Origin of the sequence: Nonomuraea sp. NPDC052116 (assembly GCF_040680035.1) — a bacterium.
Taxonomy (GTDB): Bacteria; Actinomycetota; Actinomycetes; order Streptosporangiales; family Streptosporangiaceae; genus Nonomuraea; species Nonomuraea angiospora_A.
The window spans coordinates 39,588-58,959 of the sequence record NZ_JBFAWA010000011.1 but is presented as its reverse complement, the minus strand read 5'-3'; the positions used below and the strand labels follow the sequence as shown (position 1 = coordinate 58,959).

The window sequence follows — 19,372 nt, the reverse complement described above, 5'->3', positions numbered from 1 at the left end:
GGCATGACGGCCGGGCCCGTTGGTCGCCGCGTCGCCGCCGCACCTGGAACAACCTCTCCCGCGCTACTTGCCGGCGGCGTTCCGGCCGGCCCAGTCGAGATAGTGGATGGTGCCGAGGATCGCGTCCTCACCGGGCACCAGCGTCCGCTCGCCCGGCACGCTGCCGTAGTAGCGGGCCTGCGGGTCGGCGACCACCGTGCGCGCATCACCCCACGCGGCCAGGGCGTCGCGGAAGAACTCGTCCATCCGGACGTTGTCGGGGCCGCCCACCTCGACCCGGCCGTTCAGCGGCTGCCCCACCGCGACCCGGCCGACCGCCTGCGCGACCTCCTCGCCCGCGATGGGCTGGAACCGCACCGGCGCGATCCGCACCGTGTCGCCGTCCGCGGCCTCCTCCGCGATGGCCCGTACGAACTCGAAGAACTGCGTCGCGTGCACGATCGAGAACGGGATCCCCGACTTCTCGATCAGCTGCTCCTGAGCGATCTTCGCCGCGAAATATCCGTTCTCGGGCATCCGCTCCGTGCCCACCACCGACAGCGCGACATGATGACCGACTCCGGCCGCCGCCTCCGCGGCCAGCAGGTTGCCCGTGGAGGTCTCGAAGAACTCCATCACCGCCGCGGGCTCGAACGACGGCGAGTTCGACACGTCGACCACCACCTGCGCACCCGCCAGCACCTCCGCCAGCCCCTCACCGGTCAGCGTGTTGACACCGGTGCTCGGCGCCGCCGCCACCGCCTCGTGACCGTGCTCCCCCAGCATGGCCACCACCTTCGACCCGATCAGGCCCGTCCCGCCGACCACGACGACCTTCATTGATGCCCCTCTCTGCCTGCCGGGGCACCCGTGTGCCAGCCGGTCGTCAGCTAAGACAGGGCAGCCTTGAGGCTTGTGACAGCAGCCGCGAAATCTTTTCCTCTTTTCTGGATGAAGACCTCGTCAAGGCCGGCGGCTATTCGACGAGTTTTCCGGCGGTTGAGACCTCGCGCATGAGCGCCGCGATCTCGGCGGGAATGGGCGGGATGGCCTCCCTGGCCACCGATCCGGGGCCGGACCACACCAGGTTGACCTGCAGCGCGGGGTCGAGTTCGGGGTAGTCGGAGCGGTTGTGGCAGCCGCGGGTCTCGCGACGCTCAAGGGCGGTCTCGATCGTCGCGCGGGCGGCCAGCGCCGCGGACTTCAGGTCGAAGGCGTGGGCCAGGTCCTGGAAGCCGGCCAGGTCCGGATGCACGCCGACGTCGGCGATGCGCGCCTCCGCCGCGGCCAGTTCGGCCAGGCCCTTGCGCAGGCCGCCCTCGTCGCGCACCACGCCGGCGTGCTCCGTCATGATGTCGCGCAGGGCCCGCTGCAGCGCGCGTACGTTCTCGGGGCCGTCCGCGGCCAGGAGGTCGTCCACCTCCGCCTGTGCCGCGTCGAGCGCGTCGGCCGAGCGGCGCTGGGCGTCGAGGCCCGCGGAGTACTCGGCCGCCGCCTGACCGACGATGCGGCCGAAGACGAGGAGCTCGATGAGCGAGTTGCCGCCCAGGCGGTTGGCGCCGTGCAGGCCGCTGGCCGCCTCCCCGATCGCGTACAGGCCGTCGACCCCGGTGCCGTGGTCCTCGGGCCGCACCCAGACGCCCCCCATCGAGTAGTGCGCGGTCGGCGCGATCTCGATCGGGTCCTTGGTGATGTCGAGCATCTGCAGTTCCAGGAGCGTCTGATAGACGCGCGGCAACCGCGTCATGATCGTCTTGCGCGGCAGCTGCGACACATCCAGCCAGACGCCGCCGTTCGGGGTCCCGCGGCCTTCTTTGATCTCCGTGTACGCGGCCAGGGCGATACGGTCGCGCGTGGACAGCTCCATCCGCTCCGGGTCGTACCTGGACATGAACCGCTCGCCGAGCTGGTTGCGCAGGATTCCGCCCTCGCCCCGGGCGGCTTCGGAGACGAGGGTGCCGGCCGCGTTCTCGGGCGCGATGAGACCGGAGGGGTGAAACTGCACCAGCTCGGCGTCGCGGATCCGGCAGCCGGCCAGGACGGCGAGGCGGAAGGAGTCGCCGGTGTTCTCGTCCCTGCGCGAGGAGGTACGCCGCCAGATCCGGGTGTGGCCGCCGGCGGCCAGGATCACCGCGTCGGCATGGATGACGTAACGGCTGCCATCGGTCAGATCGAACCCGTACGCGCCGAAGACCGCGTTGTCGCGGACGAGAAGGCGCGTGATGTACACGGTGTCGAGGATCGGGACATCGAGCTGCGCCGCGCGGTTGATCAGGGTGCGCTGGATCTCCAGCCCGGTGTAGTCGCCGGCGTAGGCGGTGCGCCGGTAGGTGTGGGCGCCGAAGAAGCGCTGCGAGATGCGCCCGTCCTGTTCGCGGGCGAACGGCATGCCCCAGCGTTCGAGGTCCTCGATGCCCCGCGCCGCCCCCTCGGTGACGATCTGCACCGTCTGCGGATGGGCGAGGAGATAGCTCTCCTTGAGGGTGTCGGCCGCGTGCTGCTGCCAGCTGTCCTCGGGGTCCATCGTGGCCAGCGCCGCGTTGATGCCGCCTGCCGCGAGGGAGGTGTGCGCGTCGGCCTTCGGCCGTTTGCCCACCGCGAGGACGCCGACCCCGCGTTCGGCGAGCTCGATGGCAGCCCGCAGCCCGGCTCCTCCCGTGCCGATGACCAGGACGGACGTGGCGATCCGGTGCTCTGGCGAGTGCATGGTGCTCCTTTGACAGCGTCTATGGAAAGCCGTTACGGGAGCAAGACCGGATAGTGCCGCGATTTGTGACAGGAAGAATCTTCCTGGCCTGTACCTGGCCACCGGCCTGGCCCCGCTGTCCGGGGGGTAGCTGTCGAGGAATCGCACTTCCGGCGAGGGGGACGCCGGAGCGGGGGGCGATGGCGGTGGCCGATCTGGAGCAGGCGGCGGCGGTGTTCGCCGGTGTGCGACCACGCCTGTTCGGGATCGCGTACCGGATGCTGGCCAGCGTCACCGAAGCCGAAGACCTGGTCCAGGACGTCTGGCTGCGCTGGCAGGCCTACGACCGCGCCACGGTCGACGACCCCGCCGCGTTCCTGGCCACCACGACCACCCGGCTGGCGATCAACGCCACCCAGTCCGCCCGCGTCCGCCGCGAGACCTACCTCGGCTCCTGGCTGCCCGAACCCGTCGACACCACCGGCGACCCCTACCTCGGCGCCGAACGCGCCGAAGCCCTGGAGTTCGCCGTCCTGCTCCTCCTGGAACGGCTCTCCCCCACCGAACGCGCCGCCTACGTGCTACGAGAGGCGTTCGACTACCCCTACCGGCAGATCGCCGACATCCTCGAACTCAACGAACCCGCCATACGCCAACTCGTCAGCCGAGCCCGCAAACGCGTCCTCGTCGCCCGCCCCACCCCCGTCACCCAAGCCGAACAACGCCGCCTCCTCACCGCCTTCGTCGCCGCCGCCCGCTCCGGCGACATGACCGCGCTGGAAGAGCTCTTCGCCGCCGACGTGATCGGCTACTCCGACGGCGCCGTACGGGCCTCCCGGCTCTGGAGCGAACTCGGCGTGGCCTGGTCGAGCACGAAGCGCCGAACCTGCGCACCGCTGAAACGCGTCATCTCGCCCGGTTGGCGAGGGCTACGTAGGCGTGCGCCACCTTGGCGTCGATCTCAGGGGGCACAGGGACCACGCACTGCCCGGCCGGCACGAGCCCGCGCGCGATGGCCTCCAGGCAGCGGGCCTGGAGGGTGAACCCGAGATCCATCGACTCCACCGAGTTGCCCAGCGGGCGCGGCCCGGACAGGTTCACCATGTGCCCGCCGGCGAGCACGTGAACGCGTCTGCCGTCGCCGAGGATCAGGCTCGTGACGCCTTCGGTCGGCTCGACGGTGCCGACCACGTCGGGCTGCCCCAGGAGGTCGGCCAGGTCGATCTCCCAGGGGACGTGACCGGCGTTCGCCAGGATCGTGCCGTCGGCCAGCAGGCGGAGATCGGCCCCGGTGAGGACGCGCGCGGCCCCGGTGACGGTCACGATGAGGTCGGAGGACGAGATCGCCTGCTCCCGCTCCGGTACCGCGAAACCGTCGAGCAGCGCGTTGAGCCGCCGCACCGGATCCGTGTCGAGCACGGAAACGCGGGCGCGCGCCCGGCCGAAGTTGCCGGCGACCCCGCGTCCGCAGGCTCCGTAGCCGATGACGGTGACCCGGAGCCCGTTCGTGGCCCGGTTGGTGATGCGCATGAACGACTCGAGCACGCTCTGGCCCACCGCGTGCTCGTTCTCGGCGAACTGCTTGATCGGGCTGTCGTTGATGACCAGGAGCGGCCGCGCGATCCGCTCGCGCAGCGGCAGCAGCCTCGCCCGCCCTGAGGTGGTCTCCTCGGTCCCGCCCACCAGCGACTCGTACGGCGCCTCCAGGAACCGGGCGAACAGCTCCCCGCCGTTGTCGAGGATGAGATCCGGCCGGCAGGCGAGCACGTCGCGCAGGTGGGCCGCGTGAACCTCCGGATCGCCGGTGCGCTCGCCGATCACGTTCACCCCCCGATCCCGCAGCACGGCCACCGTCTCCTGCTGGGTGGTCATCAGGTTGCCGGTGGCCACGATCGCCGCCCCGCCCCGTCGCAGCGCGAGGAGGAGGGTGGCGGTCTTGGGTTCCAGATGGATGGCCGCGCCGATCGTCAGGCCGGCGAACGGACGAGTACCGGCGAACTCCTCGGCGGTCTCGGCCAGCAGCCGGCAACTCCCGAGCACCCATTCCAGCTGCGGCATCGGCGTCTCCAGAAGCGGTCAGCGCAGGATGGCGTGGATCAGCGAGGCCACGCCGTCGTCGTCGTTGCTGGGCAGCAGGATACGGGCGGCCGCCTTGACCTCGGGGTGCGCGTTGGCGACGGCCGCGGGCAGGCCGGCCTCGCGGAGCATGGGAAGGTCGTTGGGCATGTCCCCGACGGCGGCCGTGGCGGTGAGGGGGATGCGCCGGTGCGCGGCCGCCCAGCGCAGGGCCTCGCCCTTGTTGGCGTGCTCCGGCGAGATCTCCAGGAAGTGCGCGGTCGAGAAGGTGGCCCGCAGGCCGGTGACCGCCTCGCCGGCGAACGCGTCGGCGAGTTGGGGCGCCGACAGCTCGGGGTGGGCCAGGAGCACCTTGACCGCGCGGTTGCCGCGAGTGGCGCGGCCGATCAGGTCTGCCGAGACGGTGTGGGGCCAGCAGTCGGGCACCAGGTCGGCGAAGCCGGGTTGCAGCACCAGCTCGTGCTCGGTGTCGAGGCCCAGGACACCGCCTCGCACCGACCGTTCGGCCCAGGCGAAGACCTGCCTGAGCCGGTCGGCGGTGAAGCAGTGGTCGAACAGCACCCGCTCGGTGCGGGTGTCCCAGATCACCGCGCCGTTGCTGCAGGCGAGCAGGCCCTGGAGGCCGGCCTCCAGGGCCCAGTCCAGAGCGTCCCGGGTGGGCCGCCCGGTGGCGACCATGACCTGGAGGCCGGCGGCGCGGGCGTCGGCCAGCGCCTTCCTGGTGTCGTGGCTGAGGCCGCCGGCGCTGGTGAGCAGCACCCCGTCCAGATCCGTGCAGACCAGCTGGATCCGTGTCATACGGCGGCGCCCGCGGGGTCGTCGGCGGTGTCGGCGCTCCCGACCGCGAGGCACCGCTGCCCGGCCGCCAGGACGACGACGCCCACGGCCACGCCCAGCACCCCGACGGACGCGGCCCAGGACTCCGTGGCGTGTTCCAGGACGAGGCCCGCCGCGGTCGATCCCAGGGCGATTCCCGTCGTCATCAGCGTGACCAGCCAGGCGAAGGCCTCGGTGACCGTACCGGCCGGTGCGAGCTTCCCGACCAGGACGAACGCGGCCGTCAGCACGGGCGCGAGGAAGAGCCCGGTGAGGATCATGAGCCCGGCCATGTACGGCGGGGACGGCACCAGGCACAGCAACGCGTACGCGGCGGCCAGCCCGACGGTCAGCAGCAGCGTCCGCCGCGGCGGCGAGGACGACCAGCGCACGGCGCCGTAGCCCAGACCCCCGACCAGGGCGCCGAAGGCGTTCAACGCCAGCAGAGTGGCCGCCCCGCCCACCACGTAGCGGTGCTCGGTGTAGAAGACCACCAGGACGTTGAGGCCACCGATGGCGGCGCCGACCCCGGTCAGGCTCACCAGCAGCACGGTCAGACCGCGGCTGCGCAGCGGACCGAGCCAGTCCGGCGAGCGGACCGGCGCCTTCCAGCCGCGGGTCGGCGACGCGGTGGCGACCACGAACACGCCCAGCAGACCCAGCAGCGCCCCCACCCACAGAGCGCCCGCCGCGGACCCGGCCGCCACGCAACCGGCCACGACCAGAGGACCGCCGACGAAGACCAGCTCCTGGGAGGCCGAGTCCATGGCGTAGGCCGACTCCAGCCGGGCGGGCGGAACAAGATCAGGCCACAGCACCCGGAGGCAGGGCTCCAGCGGCGGGGTCGCCGCCCCCGCCAGGAGGGCGCCCGCGACCACGGCCACAGGATCGGAGGGAGCCACCGCGATCGCGATCAGGCCCGCGCCGGCCGCGACGGCGGCCGGCACCAGGACCCGGACCTGGCCGACCCGATCCACCAGCCGGCCGAGCACCGGACCGCCGCCGGCGGCGGCGATGGCGAACGCTCCGGCGGCCAGGCCGACGAAGTCGTAGCTCGCGCCCGCCTGCCGCAGGACCAGCGGGATCGCCAGCGCCGCCATCGCGCTGGGCAGCCTCCCGACCAGGGTTCCCAGCAGCAGCCGGGTCACGTACGGGGCCCGGAGCAGGCTGAAATAGCCCATCACTCGCCCCGCAGGTGCAGATGGAGCGCCACCGGTTGGTTCTTGCGCAGTTGCAGCTCGATGTCCCCGATCCCCTCGATGCGGTGGTGCGGCCGGTCCTGGGACAGGACGATCCGCCCGTCGGTGGCCAGCAGGTCCGGCACCTCCAGCAGGTGGACCGCCGTCGGCCGCCCCTGCCCGTCGAAGGTCAGCGAGACCGGCCCGCGGAAGCCGACCCGGACGACCGGCTCCTCGGCCTCACCGCGGGGCTCCTCCACCGACAGGAAGCGGGTGCGCGAATCCCACCGGACCCGCGAGCCGGCGGCCTGCCCCCTGTCCCACTCGGATCGGAACCCGGCGGCGAACCGGTGCAGCAGCAGCGCCCGGTCGGCCGCCATCCGGCGCGCGGGCTCGGTGAGCATGTCCTGCTCCAGCCGGATCAGCTTCTCGTAGAGGTGGGCCAGCACCGACGAGGTCTCGCCCTCCTGGTAGACCTCCTTGAGAGCGGCCCCGGGGTCCCACAGCGGCTCGCCGAGCAGCCCGCCGTAGGCGAAGGCCCGGCCGATGCCGATGGCCCCCATCGCGTCGAGGTTGTCGGCGTCGTGCACCGCCGCGGCGATCGCGCACCCGTCGTCGAGCTCCTCGTCGGCGAAGCGGTAGCGGCCCGTCAGCTCGACCGCGCGCAGGATCGGCGGATGCCAGTCCTGCGGCACTCCGCACCCCTCCAGCACGTCCAGCACGGCCGCGCAGGCGTCCTCGGGCCGGATGGGCCGCCGGCTCTGCCTTGCCTCCTCCACCCGGTGGTAGTCATGAACGTACGCGGCCACCTGCGCGATGCACGGGTCGGCGCCCGTCCGGACCGCGATCTCCCCCGCCAGGGCGGCGACCCGGTCGACGTGGCCGATGTCGTGGGCCGAATCGGCGGTCGCGAAGTCGACCACAACGCGGGCCCGCACCTTCTCGAGAATCGCATTCACCGCTGTCCGTACTCCTCACGCCAGCGCTGCGCCAGCTCCTGCTGCAGCCGCGGGTCGAGGCGGTGCAGCCCCGGCGCCCAGGTCTGCCTGGCCAGCTCACGCGTGCACAGATACAGCTCGGTGTAGACCAGGTCAAGGACCGACCCGAGGATGCTGTGCTCCATGAAGTTCACGGGCTTGCCGTCGTTGAGCAGATAGACCGTGCGGTCGGCCACCCGCAGTTCGAGCACCTCGTCGACCTCGGCCGACGTCGACGCCGCGCGGCGCAGGCCCTTGACGTCGAACTCGACCTGCTTGGAGCTCCCGCTGGCCAGCACGACGCCGTCACGCAGGTGCGGCAGGTCGGCCGTGGTGAGGGCGCGGTGGCCGGAGACGCCGATGATCACCTCGGCCCAGGAGAGCAGGTCCTGGCGCGGGCCCACGCGGAATCCGTGCACCAGGGCGGCGGACATCCGGATGTCGTCGGGATCGTAGACGGCGACCTGGACTCCGGTGCGTCGCAGGTGCTCGGCAAGGGCCGTGCCTATCCCGCCGTAGCCGAGCACGAGGACGCGGCGTTCGCTGAGGAGCCGGTAGAAGCGCAGCCGCAGGAGGCGTTCGACGCTGTAGGCCACCGACCGCCCGACCTGGACGTCCTCGAGGGCCTTCAGCGGGCTGTCGGCGATGGTGAACACCGGTAGGGGAAGCGGCGCGGCGCGCTCGTACTGCCACTGCCCTTGCTTGGTGTCCTCCACGATGCCGCGAAAGCCCGGCACCCCGGCCAGGTCCCGCACCGCCCCGGCGCAGTATCCGCCGACCTCCTGGATCATCACGGGCGACCCGCCCTGCCGCGCGGCCCGCTGGGCGGCGGCGACCGCCATGGGCCCGACCTCCTCGATCGCGGCCGGCATGCTCACCGGAAGGTCTCCCAGCAGCGACAGCGCCTCCGGCTGGGCGCTGTAGGGCACCGGCACGATCTGGACGAGCTCGGTGGATCGGCTCAGCGACCGCACGTAGGGCACCGCGGTGTCGAGCAGGTGCGCGATCAGGATCGTGCGGGCGGGCGGCATCGGCCAGTCGGCCTGGGCGCTGCGCAGCACGGGCAGGTCGCAGGCACGCGACGCGTGCCCGGCGCGTGACGGCAGGGGTTGGCGCTCGAGAATCGATGTCATGGGAGGTCCCCCTCGGAGAGATGGAGAGATTGCGGCGCGGCTCGACGCCGGGCGGCTTCAGACCGCCTGGAGCCGGTTCAGGCCGGTCACGGCCATGGCGGGCAGGTGCGCCGGGCGCAGTTCGATCTCGCCGATCGCGGTGTCGGCGGGTGCTTCGACGACCCACCGCACGGCTTGGGCGACAGAGGACGTCGACAGCTTGAACGGTGAGTCGTCACCGATCTCGTTGGCGATCGCGCCGGGATTGATCAGCGTGGTGCGGACCCCGTTCGGTCGCTCTTCCAGCAGGAGCACCTCGGCCAGCGCCTTCAGGGCCGCCTTGCTCGCGCAGTAGGCGCCGCCGCCCTCGAAGTAGCGGCTCCCGGCGTGGCTGCCCATCAGGACGATGCTGCCCCTGCGCGGGCGCAGGTACGGCAGGGCCGCCTGGAGCAGCGGCAGCACGGAGACGATGTTGACGTCGAACGCGGCCCGCCAGTCGGGCAGGCTGAGCGCGCCGATCCTGCCCAGTGACCGCGCCACCGCGTTGACGACGAGCGCGTCGATGCGCCCCCGCCGGCGCGCGACCGTCTCGACGGCGGCTGTCACCGCGTCGGCCGACTGCAGGTCGCACCGGGCTTCGGGGAGCCAGGACTGTCCCGCCGAGGTGCGGTTGAGCCCCCATACGTCCCAGCCGCTCGCGTGGAGCTCCGTGGCGATGGCCAGACCGGTGCCCCGGTTCGCCCCGGTCACGATGGCGACCGGGCGGTGCGCCTCGGTCATGCCGGGAGCCTGCCGACCAGCTCGGACCAGACGGAGACGATGTGCTCGTGGCCGGCCCCCTGCCGGAACAGGTCCTTGTCCAGAGAGTTGCCCTGGCCGTCGCGCAACCGCATGCAGTCGGGCGATATTTCGGAGTTGATGATGAGATCGCCTTCGGACCCCGGGCCGATGATCAGGCAGAAATCCCAGAGTTCAAGCGGCTCCAGCCACTTGCGGAGGCAGTCATTGCATTCTCGGGCAATGCGGCGGAACTCCTCGACATCCACTCCGTAGGCCCACAGATAGTCTTCGCCGATGGGCTGATCCTCGGGATCGATCCGGAAGTCGAACTTCACCACCGGGGGATGGAAGACATGGCCTTCGGGGAAGAGGCCGGGATACTTGCGGACGGTCGATCCGACGGACCGGTTTTTGACGATGACCTCGAAGGGCGGAGCCGGCACGTAGTCGGCGAGATAGGTGGTCTCGCCGAGCCGCTCCCTGAACACCGTGCGAATGCCGGCGGCGTGCAGCGCGCGGGCCGCACGCTCGTAGAAGTCGAGGCGCAGGCGCGCGGTCGCCGGCACGAGCTCGTCGCGGTCGAAGGTGTGGCTGCGCAGGCTGGGGATCAGTTCGACCGTGCAGGTGCCGTCGTCGTGCCGCCAGATCCGTTTGCTGCGACCTTCGACGGCAGGCGGCCCGGTCATGCCATTCTTTGGAGGGGTCACAGAACAGCATGGTCATTCTTCTGACTGGCGATGTCAAGCACAATTCAGCCGGGGAATCTTCGGCCCTTTCCGGAGATATTCACAGATCAGGCTATTTGTATTCTCGCCCGCCTTCACCTGGCCGGACAAGCGAAATACGCGTCGATATCCTCTTTAAGCGGTAGGGCCGCATGAGCCTCAGGATCGCCGCGGCGGGCTAACGTCGCGGCGTCTCGGCCCGATAACGCACCAGCGGCCCTTGCCGACCAGCCGTGCCGAGGAGACAGCCCATGAGCGACGATGTACGCGTCACGATCGAAGCGGTTCCCCGCGCGGGCCTGACAGCGCAGCAGCTGCGCCAGGCGGTCGCCGAGCACCCGGACGCGCTGGCCGCGCTCGAGGTCGCCGACCCCGACCGGCTCACCGTGGCCTTCGCGCCCGGCCTCGGCCACGACCCCGGAGAGAACGCCCCGTTCCATGCCACCGTGTTCGACCCGGTCGGCAACCGCGCCGTCGAGCTGCGCGGCACCCTCGACCGGCCCGAACGCGCCGAGCTGCGCCCCAGCGCCTACCGGCCGCAGCCCAGCCGCGAGGAGCTGGCGGCCGCCGCCGAGATCCTGCGCGCCGACCCGGGCTTCCCGGCCGGCGAGGACGTGGTCGTCTACCGGCCCATGCCGCCGCTGGCCGACCTGGAGAACCCCGACGGCACCACCGTGCGCCGCCCCACCCTCGGCGTCTACACCCCCGGCGAGCCCACCGGGCTGCGCCACCGCGTCGTCGCCGTCGACCTGGTCAACCGCGCCGTCGACTGGACCCCGTCAGGGATCAACGTGCGCATGCACCACGACTGCGAGCACAGCGTGCCCGAGGGCGTCGACGCGCTGACCGACCACGGCGGCCCCGACCAGGTACGGGTGCGCGTGCACCGCGGCTCCACCGAGCTGTGGAACCTGCTGGTGGTGCGCCCGCGCGCCTCGGCCCCGCAGAACCCCGGCGTGGGCGGCGGCGTCGAGCTGCGCGACGTGCGCTACCGCGGCCGGCTCGTGCTCCGGCAGGCCCACGTGCCCGTCCTGAACGTCGAGTACGAGGAGGGCACGACCTTCCGCGACGACGCCAGCTTCGAGACCCGCTTCAACGCGACCGGCACGGACCCGGTCGGCTGGGGGTGGCGGTTGTGCGACAGCCCGCCCCGTACCATCCTGGAACGCCCCTCGACCGACGCCGGCAACTTCCAGGGCGTGGCCTTCCACTACGACGGCGAGCAGCTGCGGATCGTCAGCGAGCTGGCCGCCGGCTGGTACCGCTACGCCAGCGACTGGCGCCTGGCCGACAACGGCGACATCAGCCCCCGCTTCGGGTTCGCCGCCACCGCCAACCCGATGACGTGCATGGTGCACCGCCACCACGCCTACTGGCGGCTGGACTTCGACATCGAGGGCGCCGGCAACGACGTGGTCGAGCAGATCGACGACACCGGCTCGATCATCCCCGAACCCGTGCCGATCATCCGCGAGACCTCCCGCAAACGCCTCCACCCCGCCCTGTACTGGCAGGTGCGCGACAAGTCCTCGGGCCGCGGCTACCAGATCCACCCCGGCGAGTTCGACGGCACCGCCGACGCCTACGGCGTGTCCGACCTGTGGTTCCTGCGCCACCACCCCCGCGAGCTCGACGACGGCAATCCCGGCCCGCGCGACCGCGCCGCGCTCAACCGCTTCCTCAACGGCGAGAGCCTGGACGGCACCAACGTCGTGGTCTGGTACGCCGGGCACTACTACCACGACCAGGCCCACCCGCAGCCGCACCAAGGTGAGCTGATAGGCCCGCGGCTGGTGCTCATCTAGCGGCTAATCTTGTCGCTCATGAGCCAGGTGGGACAGGCGACGGCGCGCGCTCTGCTGCGCAGACTGGCCGTCGAACAGGCCGAATGCAGGGTGCCGTCGCTGGCGGCGGCGATCGTGCGGGACGGGAGGCCGGCGTGGTTCGGCGGTCGCGGCCGGGTGGACGGCGCGCCGCCGACCCAGGCCACCCAGTACCGGATCGGGTCGATCACCAAGAGCATGGTCGCCGTCGTGGTCATGCGGCTGCGCGACGAGGGAGCGCTGCGGCTGTCCGACCCGCTGGAGGCGCACCTGCCGGGCACCCCGCTGGGCCACCTGACCATCGCCCAGCTGCTGTCGCACACCGCCGGCCTGACCGCCGAGCCGCCCACCGCCTGGTGGGAGCGCACCCCCGGCGTCCCCGTCGCCGAGCTGCTGGAGCGCCTCGGGCCCGACGAGCTCAAGCACCGGCCCGGGCGGCGCTTCCACTACTCCAACGTCGGCTTCGCCCTGCTGGGCGAGCTGGTGGGCAGGCTGCGCGGCACCACCTGGCTCAAGGCGCTGCAGTCGGAGGTGCTCGACCCGCTCGGCATGAACGACACCACCGCCCGGCCGCGCATCCCGCACGCCACCGGATACGCCGTCCATCCGTACGCCGACGTGGTGCTCGCCGAGCCGGAGCACGACGCCGAGGCGATGGGGCCGGCCGGGCAGCTGTGGTCCACGCCGCACGACCTGGCGCGATGGGCCGCGTTCCTGGGCGGCGACACCGCGGGGGTGCTGTGCGGCGACACGCTGGCCGAGATGCGCGAGCCGGTCGGGGTGGACGACGGGGACTCCTGGACCGTCGGGTTCGGGCTGGGCCTGCAGCTGTCGCGCCCCGGCGGGCGGCGGCTGGCGGGGCACTCCGGGTCGATGCCGGGGTTCCTGGCCACGGTGTGGGCCGACCCCGCCGACGGGGTGGGGGTGCTGTTCATGGCCAACACCACCTCGGGGATGAACGGCTCGCTGCTGACCGATCTGCTGGACATCCTGGAGGAGTACGAGCCGCGCCTGCCGGACGAATGGCAGCCGGTCGCCGCCGATCCCGGGCTGCTGGCGCTGACGGGGCTGTGGCATTGGGGGCCCAAGCCGTACACGCTGCGGTTGCTGCCCGAGCGCGGGCTGTCGCTGGAGCCGGTCGGGGGCGGCGGGCGGGCCTCGCGGTTCGTGCCGCAGGCCGACGGGACGTGGCTGGGGCTGGACGGCTACTACGCCGGGGAGAGGCTGCGGGTGGCCGCCGACCACCTCGACCTCAACACGTTCATCTTCACCCGCACCCCGTACGACCCGCAGGCGCCGGTGCCGGGCGGGCCCGGCGACTGGCACGCCTGAGGGGCGGGCACGCCGCCGCGGAGGTGGCAGCATGGTCGTGTGCGTGTGGCGATCCTGGGGCCGCTGGAGGTCGAGTCCGCCGCGGTCGGGGGTGCCCGGCTGCGCCGGCTGCTGGTGCGCCTGGCGCTGGCGGCCGGCCGCGCCGTCACCGTCGAGGAGCTGGCCGCCGACCTGTGGCCCGAGGAGCCGCCCGCCGCCCCGGACAACGCCCTGCAGTCGCTGGTCTCCCGCCTGCGCCGTGCGCTGCCGGAGGCCGGCGCGCTGGTGTCGGTGCCGGGCGGCTACCGGCTGGAGGCCGACACCGACGTGGGCGAGTTCGACCGTCTCACCGCCCGGGCCAGGCAGCATGGCGACCCGGCGGTCAGGGCCGAGCTGCTGAAGCAGGCCCTGCGCCTGTGGCGGGGGGCCGCGCTGGGCGAGGTGGCGGCGGCCCCGTTCGCGCTGGGGTACGCCACGCGCCTGGAGGAGGCCCGCCTGACGGCCGTCGAGGACCGCGCGGAGGCCGAGCTGGCCCTGCTCACCCGGCCGGAACCGCGAGAACCGCCAGGAGGGCTGGCGGCGCTGGCGAGCGAGCTCGGCGAGCTGGCCGCCCGCCACCCCCTGCGCGAGCGCCTGCACGCGCTGCGCGTCCAAGCGCTGCACGCCGACGGCCGGCGGGCCGAGGCGCTGGCCGCCTACGAGGAGTGCCGCCGCCACCTGGCCGACCAGCTCGGCGCCGACCCCGGCGCCGAGCTGCGCGAGATCCACCTGGCCGTGCTGCGCTCCGAGCCGCCCCGCCCGCCGCGGACCAACCTGCGCGCCCCGCTGACCAGCTTCGTCGGCCGCGACGCCGAGCTGGCCCGCGTCCGCCGGCAACTGCGCACCGGCCGGCTGGTCACCCTGGTGGGCCCCGGCGGCGCGGGCAAGACGCGGCTGGCCACCACCGTCGCCGCCGAGCTCCTGGGCGAGTGCGGCGCGGCCTGGCTGGTCGAGCTGGCCCCCGTCACCGACCCCGGCGACCTGCCCCAGGCCGTGCTGGCGGCTCTGGGCAACCACCCGGTGATCGGCCACCCCATCCGCCCGGTCGACACCACCGCCGCCCTGGTCGAAGCCCTGTCGGCCGGGCAGGTGCTGCTGGTGCTCGACAACTGCGAGCACCTCGTCGAGGCCGCCGCCCACCTGGCCGAGGACCTGCTGGGCCGCTGCCCCGCACTGCGCGTCCTGACCACCAGCCGCGAACCCCTGGGCATCCTCGGCGAAACCCTCAGCCCCGTGCCGCCCCTGCCGCCCGAACCGGCCGTGCGGCTGCTGGCCGAACGCGCCGCCGCCATCAACCCCGGCCTGACCATCGAACCCGCCGTGGCCGCCGAGATCTGCCGCCGCCTCGACGGGCTGCCGCTGGCGATCGAGCTGGCCGCCGCCCGGCTGCGCACCCTGACGCCCCGGCAGCTGGCCGCCCGGCTCGACGACCGCTTCCTGCTCCTGACCGGCGGCAGCCGTACGGCGCTGCCCCGCCACCAGACGCTGCGCGCGGTCGTCGCCTGGAGCTGGGACCTGCTGAACGGCCCCGAGCGCCGGCTGGCCGAGCGGCTGGCGGTCTTCGCCGGCGGGTTCGACCTGGCCGCGGCCGAACACGTCGGCGGCAGCCTCGACCTCGTCGCCGCGCTGGTGGACAAATCCCTCGTCCAGCCCGCCGACGACGGCCGCTACCGCATGCTCGAGACCATCAGGGAGTACGGGCTCGAACGCCTGGCCGCCGACGGCCGCATCGCCGCCGTCCGCGCCCGGCACGCCGCCTACTTCCGCGACCTGGCCGAACACGCCGAGCCGCGGCTTCGCGGCCGTGACCAGCTCGCCTGGATCGCCCGCCTGCTGGCCGACCACGACAACATCCTGGCCGCGCTGCACCACGCCGTCGGCAGCGCCGACGCCGCCACCGCGATCCGCCTGGCCGCCGCCATGGGCATCTTCTGGACCATCCGCGGCACCCGCGCCGAGTCGGCCGGCTGGATCGGGCGGGCGCTGGACGTACCCGGTGAGACGCCCGCGCGGGAGCGGCTGATCGCCGGCGCCGTCTACGTCATCAACGCCAGCCTTGACGGCGGCCACACCATGGTCGCCTCGGCGGCGCGCGAGCTGCGCCGGGCCGCGAGCCTGCAGGAAGAGGAGGAGGCCGGGCATCCGGTGCTGGCGATGCTGCAGCCGGCGCTGGCGCTGTTCACCGACGACGCCGAGCTCGGCTTCGCCGTGATCGAGCGGCGGCTGGCGCACCCCGACCCGTGGACGCGCGGCATGCTCCACGTGACCAGGGCCGCGCTGAAGGAGAACGGCGGCGACATGGCCGGCTCGCGGGCCGACCTGCTGGCCGGCTGCGCCGAGCTGCGGCAGGCCGGCGAGCGGTGGGGGTTGTCGATGGCGCTGACGTCGCTGGCCGAGACGCACGCCGTGTTCGGGGACTTCGGCCAGGGGCTGGAGGCGATGGACGAGGCCGTACGGCTGCTGCTCGAGCTCAACCCCGAGGCCGACGTCACCCACCAGCGGGTCTGGCAGGCCTCCATCCTGGTGCGCCAAGGGGATGTGGAGCGGGCCAGGGCCGTGCTGCGGGGCCTGATCGACGCGCCGGAGGGCCGGGAGACGCCCGCCCGCAATGTCGCGTTCGCGCAGGTCGAGCTGGGCCATCTGGCCCGCCAGGAGGGAGACCTGCGGGCCGCCGAGCGCTACTACGCCGCGGCCGGGCACGCGATGGAGGACGGGAGGGCGATCGCGCCGCAGTTCCGGGCGCTGCTGCTGGTCGGGCAGGCCCACCTGGCGGTGGCCACGCACGACCACCAGGCGGCGGCCCGCCACGTGGAGCGGGCGGGCGAGCTGGTCGTGGCGGCGGCCGACATGCCGGTCCTGGCGCGGGTCGCGGTGGCCGTGGCCGAGCTGTGCGCGGCGCGCGGGGACCTGCTGCCGGGGGCCGCCGCGCTGGGCGCCGCCGAACAGCTGCGCGGCGCGCCCGACGCCGCCAACCCCGACGTGGCCCGCGTGGCGGCACGCCTGCGCGACGACCTCGGCGAGGAGGCTTTCGCCGCGGCCTTCGCCCGCGGCCGCGCCCTCGACCGCGCCCGTGCCGTTGAGCTGACCACCGGAGGTCCATGGTGAGGTACGTCTACGCGGGCGCCGCCGTGAACGTCCCGGCGCCGCCGGAGCAGGTGTTCGCGCTGATCACCGACTGGCCGCGGCACCGGGAGTGGATGTTCATGACCGACGCCCGCCAGGTCGGCGAGCACGCGGTCGAGGCCTACACCGGAGTGCGGCCGTTCGGATTCCTGGACACCATGACGATCACGACCTGGCAGCCCCCGTTCCTCGTGCTGGTCACCCACACCGGCCGGTTCGTACGCGGCCACGGCGCCATCCGGATCCGGCCCCAGGACGGCGGCAGCCGCGTGATCTGGGCCGAGCGGCTGCGGCTGCCGTTCGGGCCGCTGGGCCGGGCCCTGTGGCCGCTCGCCCGCCCCGTCGGCGTCGCCCTCCTGCGCCACTCGCTGCGCAATCTGTCCGGCCTGCTGGCCCCGGGAACCCAGGCGCCGCACCTGAACCCGTGAAGGTCAGGTGTGAACCGCCTGGCGGGCCACCGCGGCGGCGAAGGCGGAGATCACCGGGTGCGCGCGCCGCCCGTCCCCCGACAGCTCCGGCTGGAACAGCGTGCCCACGAAGAACGGGTGACCGGGCAGCTCGGCGGCCCGCACCGCCCCGTCGTCGGCGTGCCCGGAGAACACCAGCCCGTGCTCGGCCAGCGTCCGGGTGTAGGTCTCGTTGAGCCCGTAGGAGCAGACGTAGGACTCCATCGTGACGGACTCGCCCATGATCTGCTCCATCAGCGTCCCGGGCGCGATCCGCACCCGCCCCTCGTGCCCGGCCAGCGAGCACGCCAGCGGCGTCAGCAGGAAGTCCCGCGCGTCCGGCTCGTTCTCGGCGTGCGCCACGTCCAGCCGGCACACGTGCCGCGCGTACTCCAGCAGCATGTGCTGGAACCCGGCGCACGTGCCCAGGAGCGGGATCCGGTGCTCGCGGGCGACGCGCGCCGCCTCCACCGCGCCTTCCTCGTCCCGATACGGGCTGCCGGGCACGATCCAGATGCCGTCGAAGCGCTCCAGGCCGGACACGTCGGTGGTGGCGATCCAGTACGGGTCGAGCGCGATGCCGTCGCGCTCCCGCAGCGCCTCGACGACCAGCGGGATCCGGGCATGCGAACGAACACTGGGGGACCGATCCCCCACAACGGCGATTTTCATGCCCTCATCCTGACCGCCTCCTCTGGTTAAGCGCCAACGATGATTTCTGGACCTGCTATAAGCAACACTGATGGATCCTCATTTGCTGACCACGTTCGTGACCGTCGCCCGGCACGGCTCGTTCTCCGCGGCCGCCGCCGAGCTCGGCTACACCCAGTCGGCCGTCTCCCAGCAGATCGCCGCGCTGGAGGCCGACCTCGGCCTGCCGCTGCTGCTGCGCCGCCCGGTCGAGCCCACCGAGGCTGGCCGGCGGCTGCTGGAGCACGCCGGGCCGCTGCTGCTGCGCCACCGCGCGGCCCGCGCCGACGTGCTGCGCGCCGCCGCCCGGCCCGGGCACCGGCTGCGGCTGGCCGCCACCCCGCTGGCCGTCAACCCCGTCGTGGCCGCCCGGCTGGCGCGGGCGCGTGCCGGGAACCCGCGCCTGGAGGTGAGCCTGCACACCTGCGGGCGCGACCAGGCCGTCGCGATGGTCGCCGAAGGGCGGGCCGACCTGGGCCTGGCCGACGGGCTGGCCGCCCCGTCCGACCCGCTGCGCCTGCTGGACGCCGGGCCGATGACGGCCGTCGGGGTGAGCGAGGAGGAGCTGGTCGTGGCCCTGCCCGCCGGTCATCCCCTGGCCGGGCGGGCGGCGCTGGCGCTGGCCGACCTGGTGGACGCGCGCTGGCTGCAGACCCCGCTGTGCCCGTTGGCCCGGCTGCGCGACCTGGTGGGCGACGGGTTCCCGGTGGGGCTGGACTATCACGGGGACAACGTGCACACCGTGCTCAACCTGGTAGCCGCCGACCACGGCCTGACCCTGCTGCCCGCCTCCGCCCTGTCCGGCGCCGCGTGCGGGGTGCCGCTGGCCGCGCCCCGGCTGGTGCACCGCGTCGAGCTGCTGCACGGCGCCCTGCCCCCGGGCCCGGCGGCCGACCTGGCCGCGGTCCTGTCCGGCTGACGGAGATCTGTGCGTGCGATGACAGCGGCGCCTTCGAGGATGGTTCACATGAACGCCTTCGAAGCCGAGGGGCTGGTCAAACGCTTCGGCGCGACCACAGCCCTGGACGGCATCACCCTTTCGGCCCCGCCCGGCACGGTGCTGGGAGTGCTCGGGCCCAACGGCGCCGGCAAGACCACCGCCGTGCGCATCCTGGCCACGCTGCTGCGCCCCGACGCCGGCCACGCCACCGTCAGCGGCCTGGACGTCGTCCGCCACGCCGCCCGCGTGCGCCGCCTCATCGGCCTGACCGGCCAGTACGCTCCGTCGACGAGGACCTGACCGGCACCGAGAACCTCGTCCTCATCGGCCGCCTCCTGGACCTGCGCATCGTGGACGCCAAGGCCACGGCCGCCCGGCTGCTGGCGGACTTCGGCCTGGCCGAGGCCGCCGACCGGCGCGCGAGCACGTACTCCGGCGGCATGCGGCGCCGCCTTGACCTGGCCGCCAGCCTCGTCGGCCGCCCCGACGTGATCTTCCTCGACGAGCCCACCACCGGCCTGGACCCGGCCAAGCGCGAAGACGTGTGGGCCATCGTCCGCCGCCTGGTCGCCGACGGCGTCACCGTCCTGCTCACCACCCAGTACCTGGAGGAGGCCGACGCGCTGGCCGACGCCATCTCGGTCGTCGACCACGGCAAGGTGATCGGCGAT

Annotated in this window: 15 protein-coding genes and 2 pseudogenes; 7 read left to right on the top strand and 10 right to left on the bottom strand. The window is 73.2% G+C overall.

What is annotated here, in order from left to right; genetic code table 11:
- Nucleotides 1-63 precede the first annotated feature (63 nt).
- A complete protein-coding gene (locus AB0L65_RS22560) occupies nucleotides 64-819 on the bottom strand; it encodes an SDR family oxidoreductase (RefSeq protein WP_364248393.1) in 756 nt (251 codons plus the stop codon).
- A gap of 136 nt (nucleotides 820-955) precedes the next feature.
- Entirely contained in the window at nucleotides 956-2,686 is a 1,731-nt protein-coding gene (locus AB0L65_RS22555; RefSeq protein ID WP_364248391.1) for an FAD-dependent oxidoreductase, read from the bottom strand.
- A 179-nt stretch (nucleotides 2,687-2,865) separates the two neighbouring features.
- Between AB0L65_RS22555 and AB0L65_RS22550 the strand changes: the two genes are divergently transcribed.
- Nucleotides 2,866-3,708: a sigma-70 family RNA polymerase sigma factor gene (locus AB0L65_RS22550; RefSeq protein WP_364248389.1), complete on the top strand. Its 843-nt coding sequence runs from the start codon at nucleotides 2,866-2,868 to the stop codon at nucleotides 3,706-3,708.
- Here the strand turns inward: AB0L65_RS22550 and AB0L65_RS22545 are convergent.
- The 7 genes and pseudogenes from AB0L65_RS22545 to AB0L65_RS22515 all read right to left on the bottom strand — a co-directional run.
- A pseudogene (locus AB0L65_RS22545) lies at nucleotides 3,662-4,723 on the bottom strand (adenosylhomocysteinase); the annotation flags it as partial. The gene AB0L65_RS22550 and the pseudogene AB0L65_RS22545 overlap by 47 nt on opposite strands.
- Nucleotides 4,724-4,741: 18 nt before the next feature.
- Nucleotides 4,742-5,539 (bottom strand): Cof-type HAD-IIB family hydrolase, encoded by a 798-nt coding sequence (locus AB0L65_RS22540; RefSeq protein ID WP_364248387.1) that lies wholly within the window; start codon nucleotides 5,537-5,539, stop codon nucleotides 4,742-4,744.
- Nucleotides 5,536-6,738, bottom strand: a complete 1,203-nt coding sequence (locus AB0L65_RS22535; RefSeq protein ID WP_364248385.1) for an MFS transporter — start codon at nucleotides 6,736-6,738, stop codon at nucleotides 5,536-5,538. Before AB0L65_RS22535 ends, AB0L65_RS22540 begins: the two co-directional genes overlap by 4 nt.
- Entirely contained in the window at nucleotides 6,738-7,694 is a 957-nt protein-coding gene (locus AB0L65_RS22530; protein ID WP_364248383.1) for a hypothetical protein, read from the bottom strand. Before AB0L65_RS22530 ends, AB0L65_RS22535 begins: the two co-directional genes overlap by 1 nt.
- Nucleotides 7,691-8,845, bottom strand: a complete 1,155-nt coding sequence (locus AB0L65_RS22525) for an NAD(P)-dependent oxidoreductase (protein WP_364248381.1) — start codon at nucleotides 8,843-8,845, stop codon at nucleotides 7,691-7,693. Before AB0L65_RS22525 ends, AB0L65_RS22530 begins: the two co-directional genes overlap by 4 nt.
- A 57-nt stretch (nucleotides 8,846-8,902) precedes the next feature.
- Complete coding sequence (locus AB0L65_RS22520) at nucleotides 8,903-9,604, bottom strand: SDR family NAD(P)-dependent oxidoreductase (RefSeq protein ID WP_364248379.1); 702 nt, start codon at nucleotides 9,602-9,604, stop codon at nucleotides 8,903-8,905.
- A complete protein-coding gene (locus AB0L65_RS22515) occupies nucleotides 9,601-10,290 on the bottom strand; it encodes a phosphoribosylaminoimidazolesuccinocarboxamide synthase (RefSeq protein WP_364248377.1) in 690 nt (229 codons plus the stop codon). Before AB0L65_RS22515 ends, AB0L65_RS22520 begins: the two co-directional genes overlap by 4 nt.
- A 290-nt stretch (nucleotides 10,291-10,580) precedes the next feature.
- On the opposite strand from AB0L65_RS22515, the gene AB0L65_RS22510 reads away from it, so the two are divergent.
- Genes AB0L65_RS22510 through AB0L65_RS22495 form a run of 4 tightly spaced genes read left to right on the top strand, consistent with a single transcriptional unit; the run spans nucleotide 10,581 to nucleotide 17,053 of the window.
- The gene (locus AB0L65_RS22510) at nucleotides 10,581-12,134 is read left to right on the top strand and encodes a hypothetical protein (protein WP_364248375.1); all 1,554 of its coding nucleotides are present in this window, start codon (nucleotides 10,581-10,583) and stop codon (nucleotides 12,132-12,134) included.
- 18 nt (nucleotides 12,135-12,152) lie between these two features.
- Nucleotides 12,153-13,484 carry a serine hydrolase domain-containing protein gene (locus AB0L65_RS22505; protein WP_364248373.1) on the top strand — a complete coding sequence of 444 codons (1,332 nt, stop codon included), beginning with the start codon at nucleotides 12,153-12,155 and terminating at the stop codon, nucleotides 13,482-13,484.
- Between the two features lie 39 nt (nucleotides 13,485-13,523).
- Entirely contained in the window at nucleotides 13,524-16,607 is a 3,084-nt protein-coding gene (locus tag AB0L65_RS22500) for a BTAD domain-containing putative transcriptional regulator (protein WP_364248371.1), read from the top strand.
- Nucleotides 16,601-17,053, top strand: coding sequence for an SRPBCC family protein (locus AB0L65_RS22495; protein ID WP_364248369.1), 453 nt, complete (start codon nucleotides 16,601-16,603; stop codon nucleotides 17,051-17,053). Before AB0L65_RS22500 ends, AB0L65_RS22495 begins: the two co-directional genes overlap by 7 nt.
- A gap of 3 nt (nucleotides 17,054-17,056) precedes the next feature.
- Here the strand turns inward: AB0L65_RS22495 and AB0L65_RS22490 are convergent, their stop codons facing one another.
- Entirely contained in the window at nucleotides 17,057-17,743 is a 687-nt protein-coding gene (locus AB0L65_RS22490) for a gamma-glutamyl-gamma-aminobutyrate hydrolase family protein (RefSeq protein ID WP_364248368.1), read from the bottom strand.
- A gap of 70 nt (nucleotides 17,744-17,813) precedes the next feature.
- On the opposite strand from AB0L65_RS22490, the gene AB0L65_RS22485 reads away from it, so the two are divergent.
- The gene (locus AB0L65_RS22485; protein ID WP_364248366.1) at nucleotides 17,814-18,680 is read left to right on the top strand and encodes a LysR family transcriptional regulator; all 867 of its coding nucleotides are present in this window, start codon (nucleotides 17,814-17,816) and stop codon (nucleotides 18,678-18,680) included.
- A gap of 48 nt (nucleotides 18,681-18,728) precedes the next feature.
- Nucleotides 18,729-19,366: pseudogene (locus AB0L65_RS22480) on the top strand (ATP-binding cassette domain-containing protein); the annotation flags it as partial.
- Nucleotides 19,367-19,372 lie beyond the last annotated feature (6 nt).

Bases quoted from the DNA above. Each gene is read 5' to 3' on its own strand.
- AB0L65_RS22560 (WP_364248393.1), bottom strand. From the start codon at position 819: ATGAAGGTCGTCGTGGTCGGCGGGACGGGCCTGATCGGGTCGAAGGTG.
- AB0L65_RS22555 (WP_364248391.1), bottom strand. From the start codon at position 2,686: ATGCACTCGCCAGAGCACCGGATCGCCACGTCCGTCCTGGTCATCGGC.
- AB0L65_RS22550 (WP_364248389.1), top strand. From the start codon at position 2,866: ATGGCGGTGGCCGATCTGGAGCAGGCGGCGGCGGTGTTCGCCGGTGTG.
- AB0L65_RS22540 (WP_364248387.1), bottom strand. From the start codon at position 5,539: ATGACACGGATCCAGCTGGTCTGCACGGATCTGGACGGGGTGCTGCTC.
- AB0L65_RS22535 (WP_364248385.1), bottom strand. From the start codon at position 6,738: ATGGGCTATTTCAGCCTGCTCCGGGCCCCGTACGTGACCCGGCTGCTG.
- AB0L65_RS22525 (WP_364248381.1), bottom strand. From the start codon at position 8,845: ATGACATCGATTCTCGAGCGCCAACCCCTGCCGTCACGCGCCGGGCAC.
- AB0L65_RS22520 (WP_364248379.1), bottom strand. From the start codon at position 9,604: ATGACCGAGGCGCACCGCCCGGTCGCCATCGTGACCGGGGCGAACCGG.
- AB0L65_RS22515 (WP_364248377.1), bottom strand. From the start codon at position 10,290: ATGACCGGGCCGCCTGCCGTCGAAGGTCGCAGCAAACGGATCTGGCGG.
- AB0L65_RS22510 (WP_364248375.1), top strand. From the start codon at position 10,581: ATGAGCGACGATGTACGCGTCACGATCGAAGCGGTTCCCCGCGCGGGC.
- AB0L65_RS22505 (WP_364248373.1), top strand. From the start codon at position 12,153: ATGAGCCAGGTGGGACAGGCGACGGCGCGCGCTCTGCTGCGCAGACTG.
- AB0L65_RS22495 (WP_364248369.1), top strand. From the start codon at position 16,601: ATGGTGAGGTACGTCTACGCGGGCGCCGCCGTGAACGTCCCGGCGCCG.
- AB0L65_RS22490 (WP_364248368.1), bottom strand. From the start codon at position 17,743: ATGAAAATCGCCGTTGTGGGGGATCGGTCCCCCAGTGTTCGTTCGCAT.
- AB0L65_RS22485 (WP_364248366.1), top strand. From the start codon at position 17,814: ATGGATCCTCATTTGCTGACCACGTTCGTGACCGTCGCCCGGCACGGC.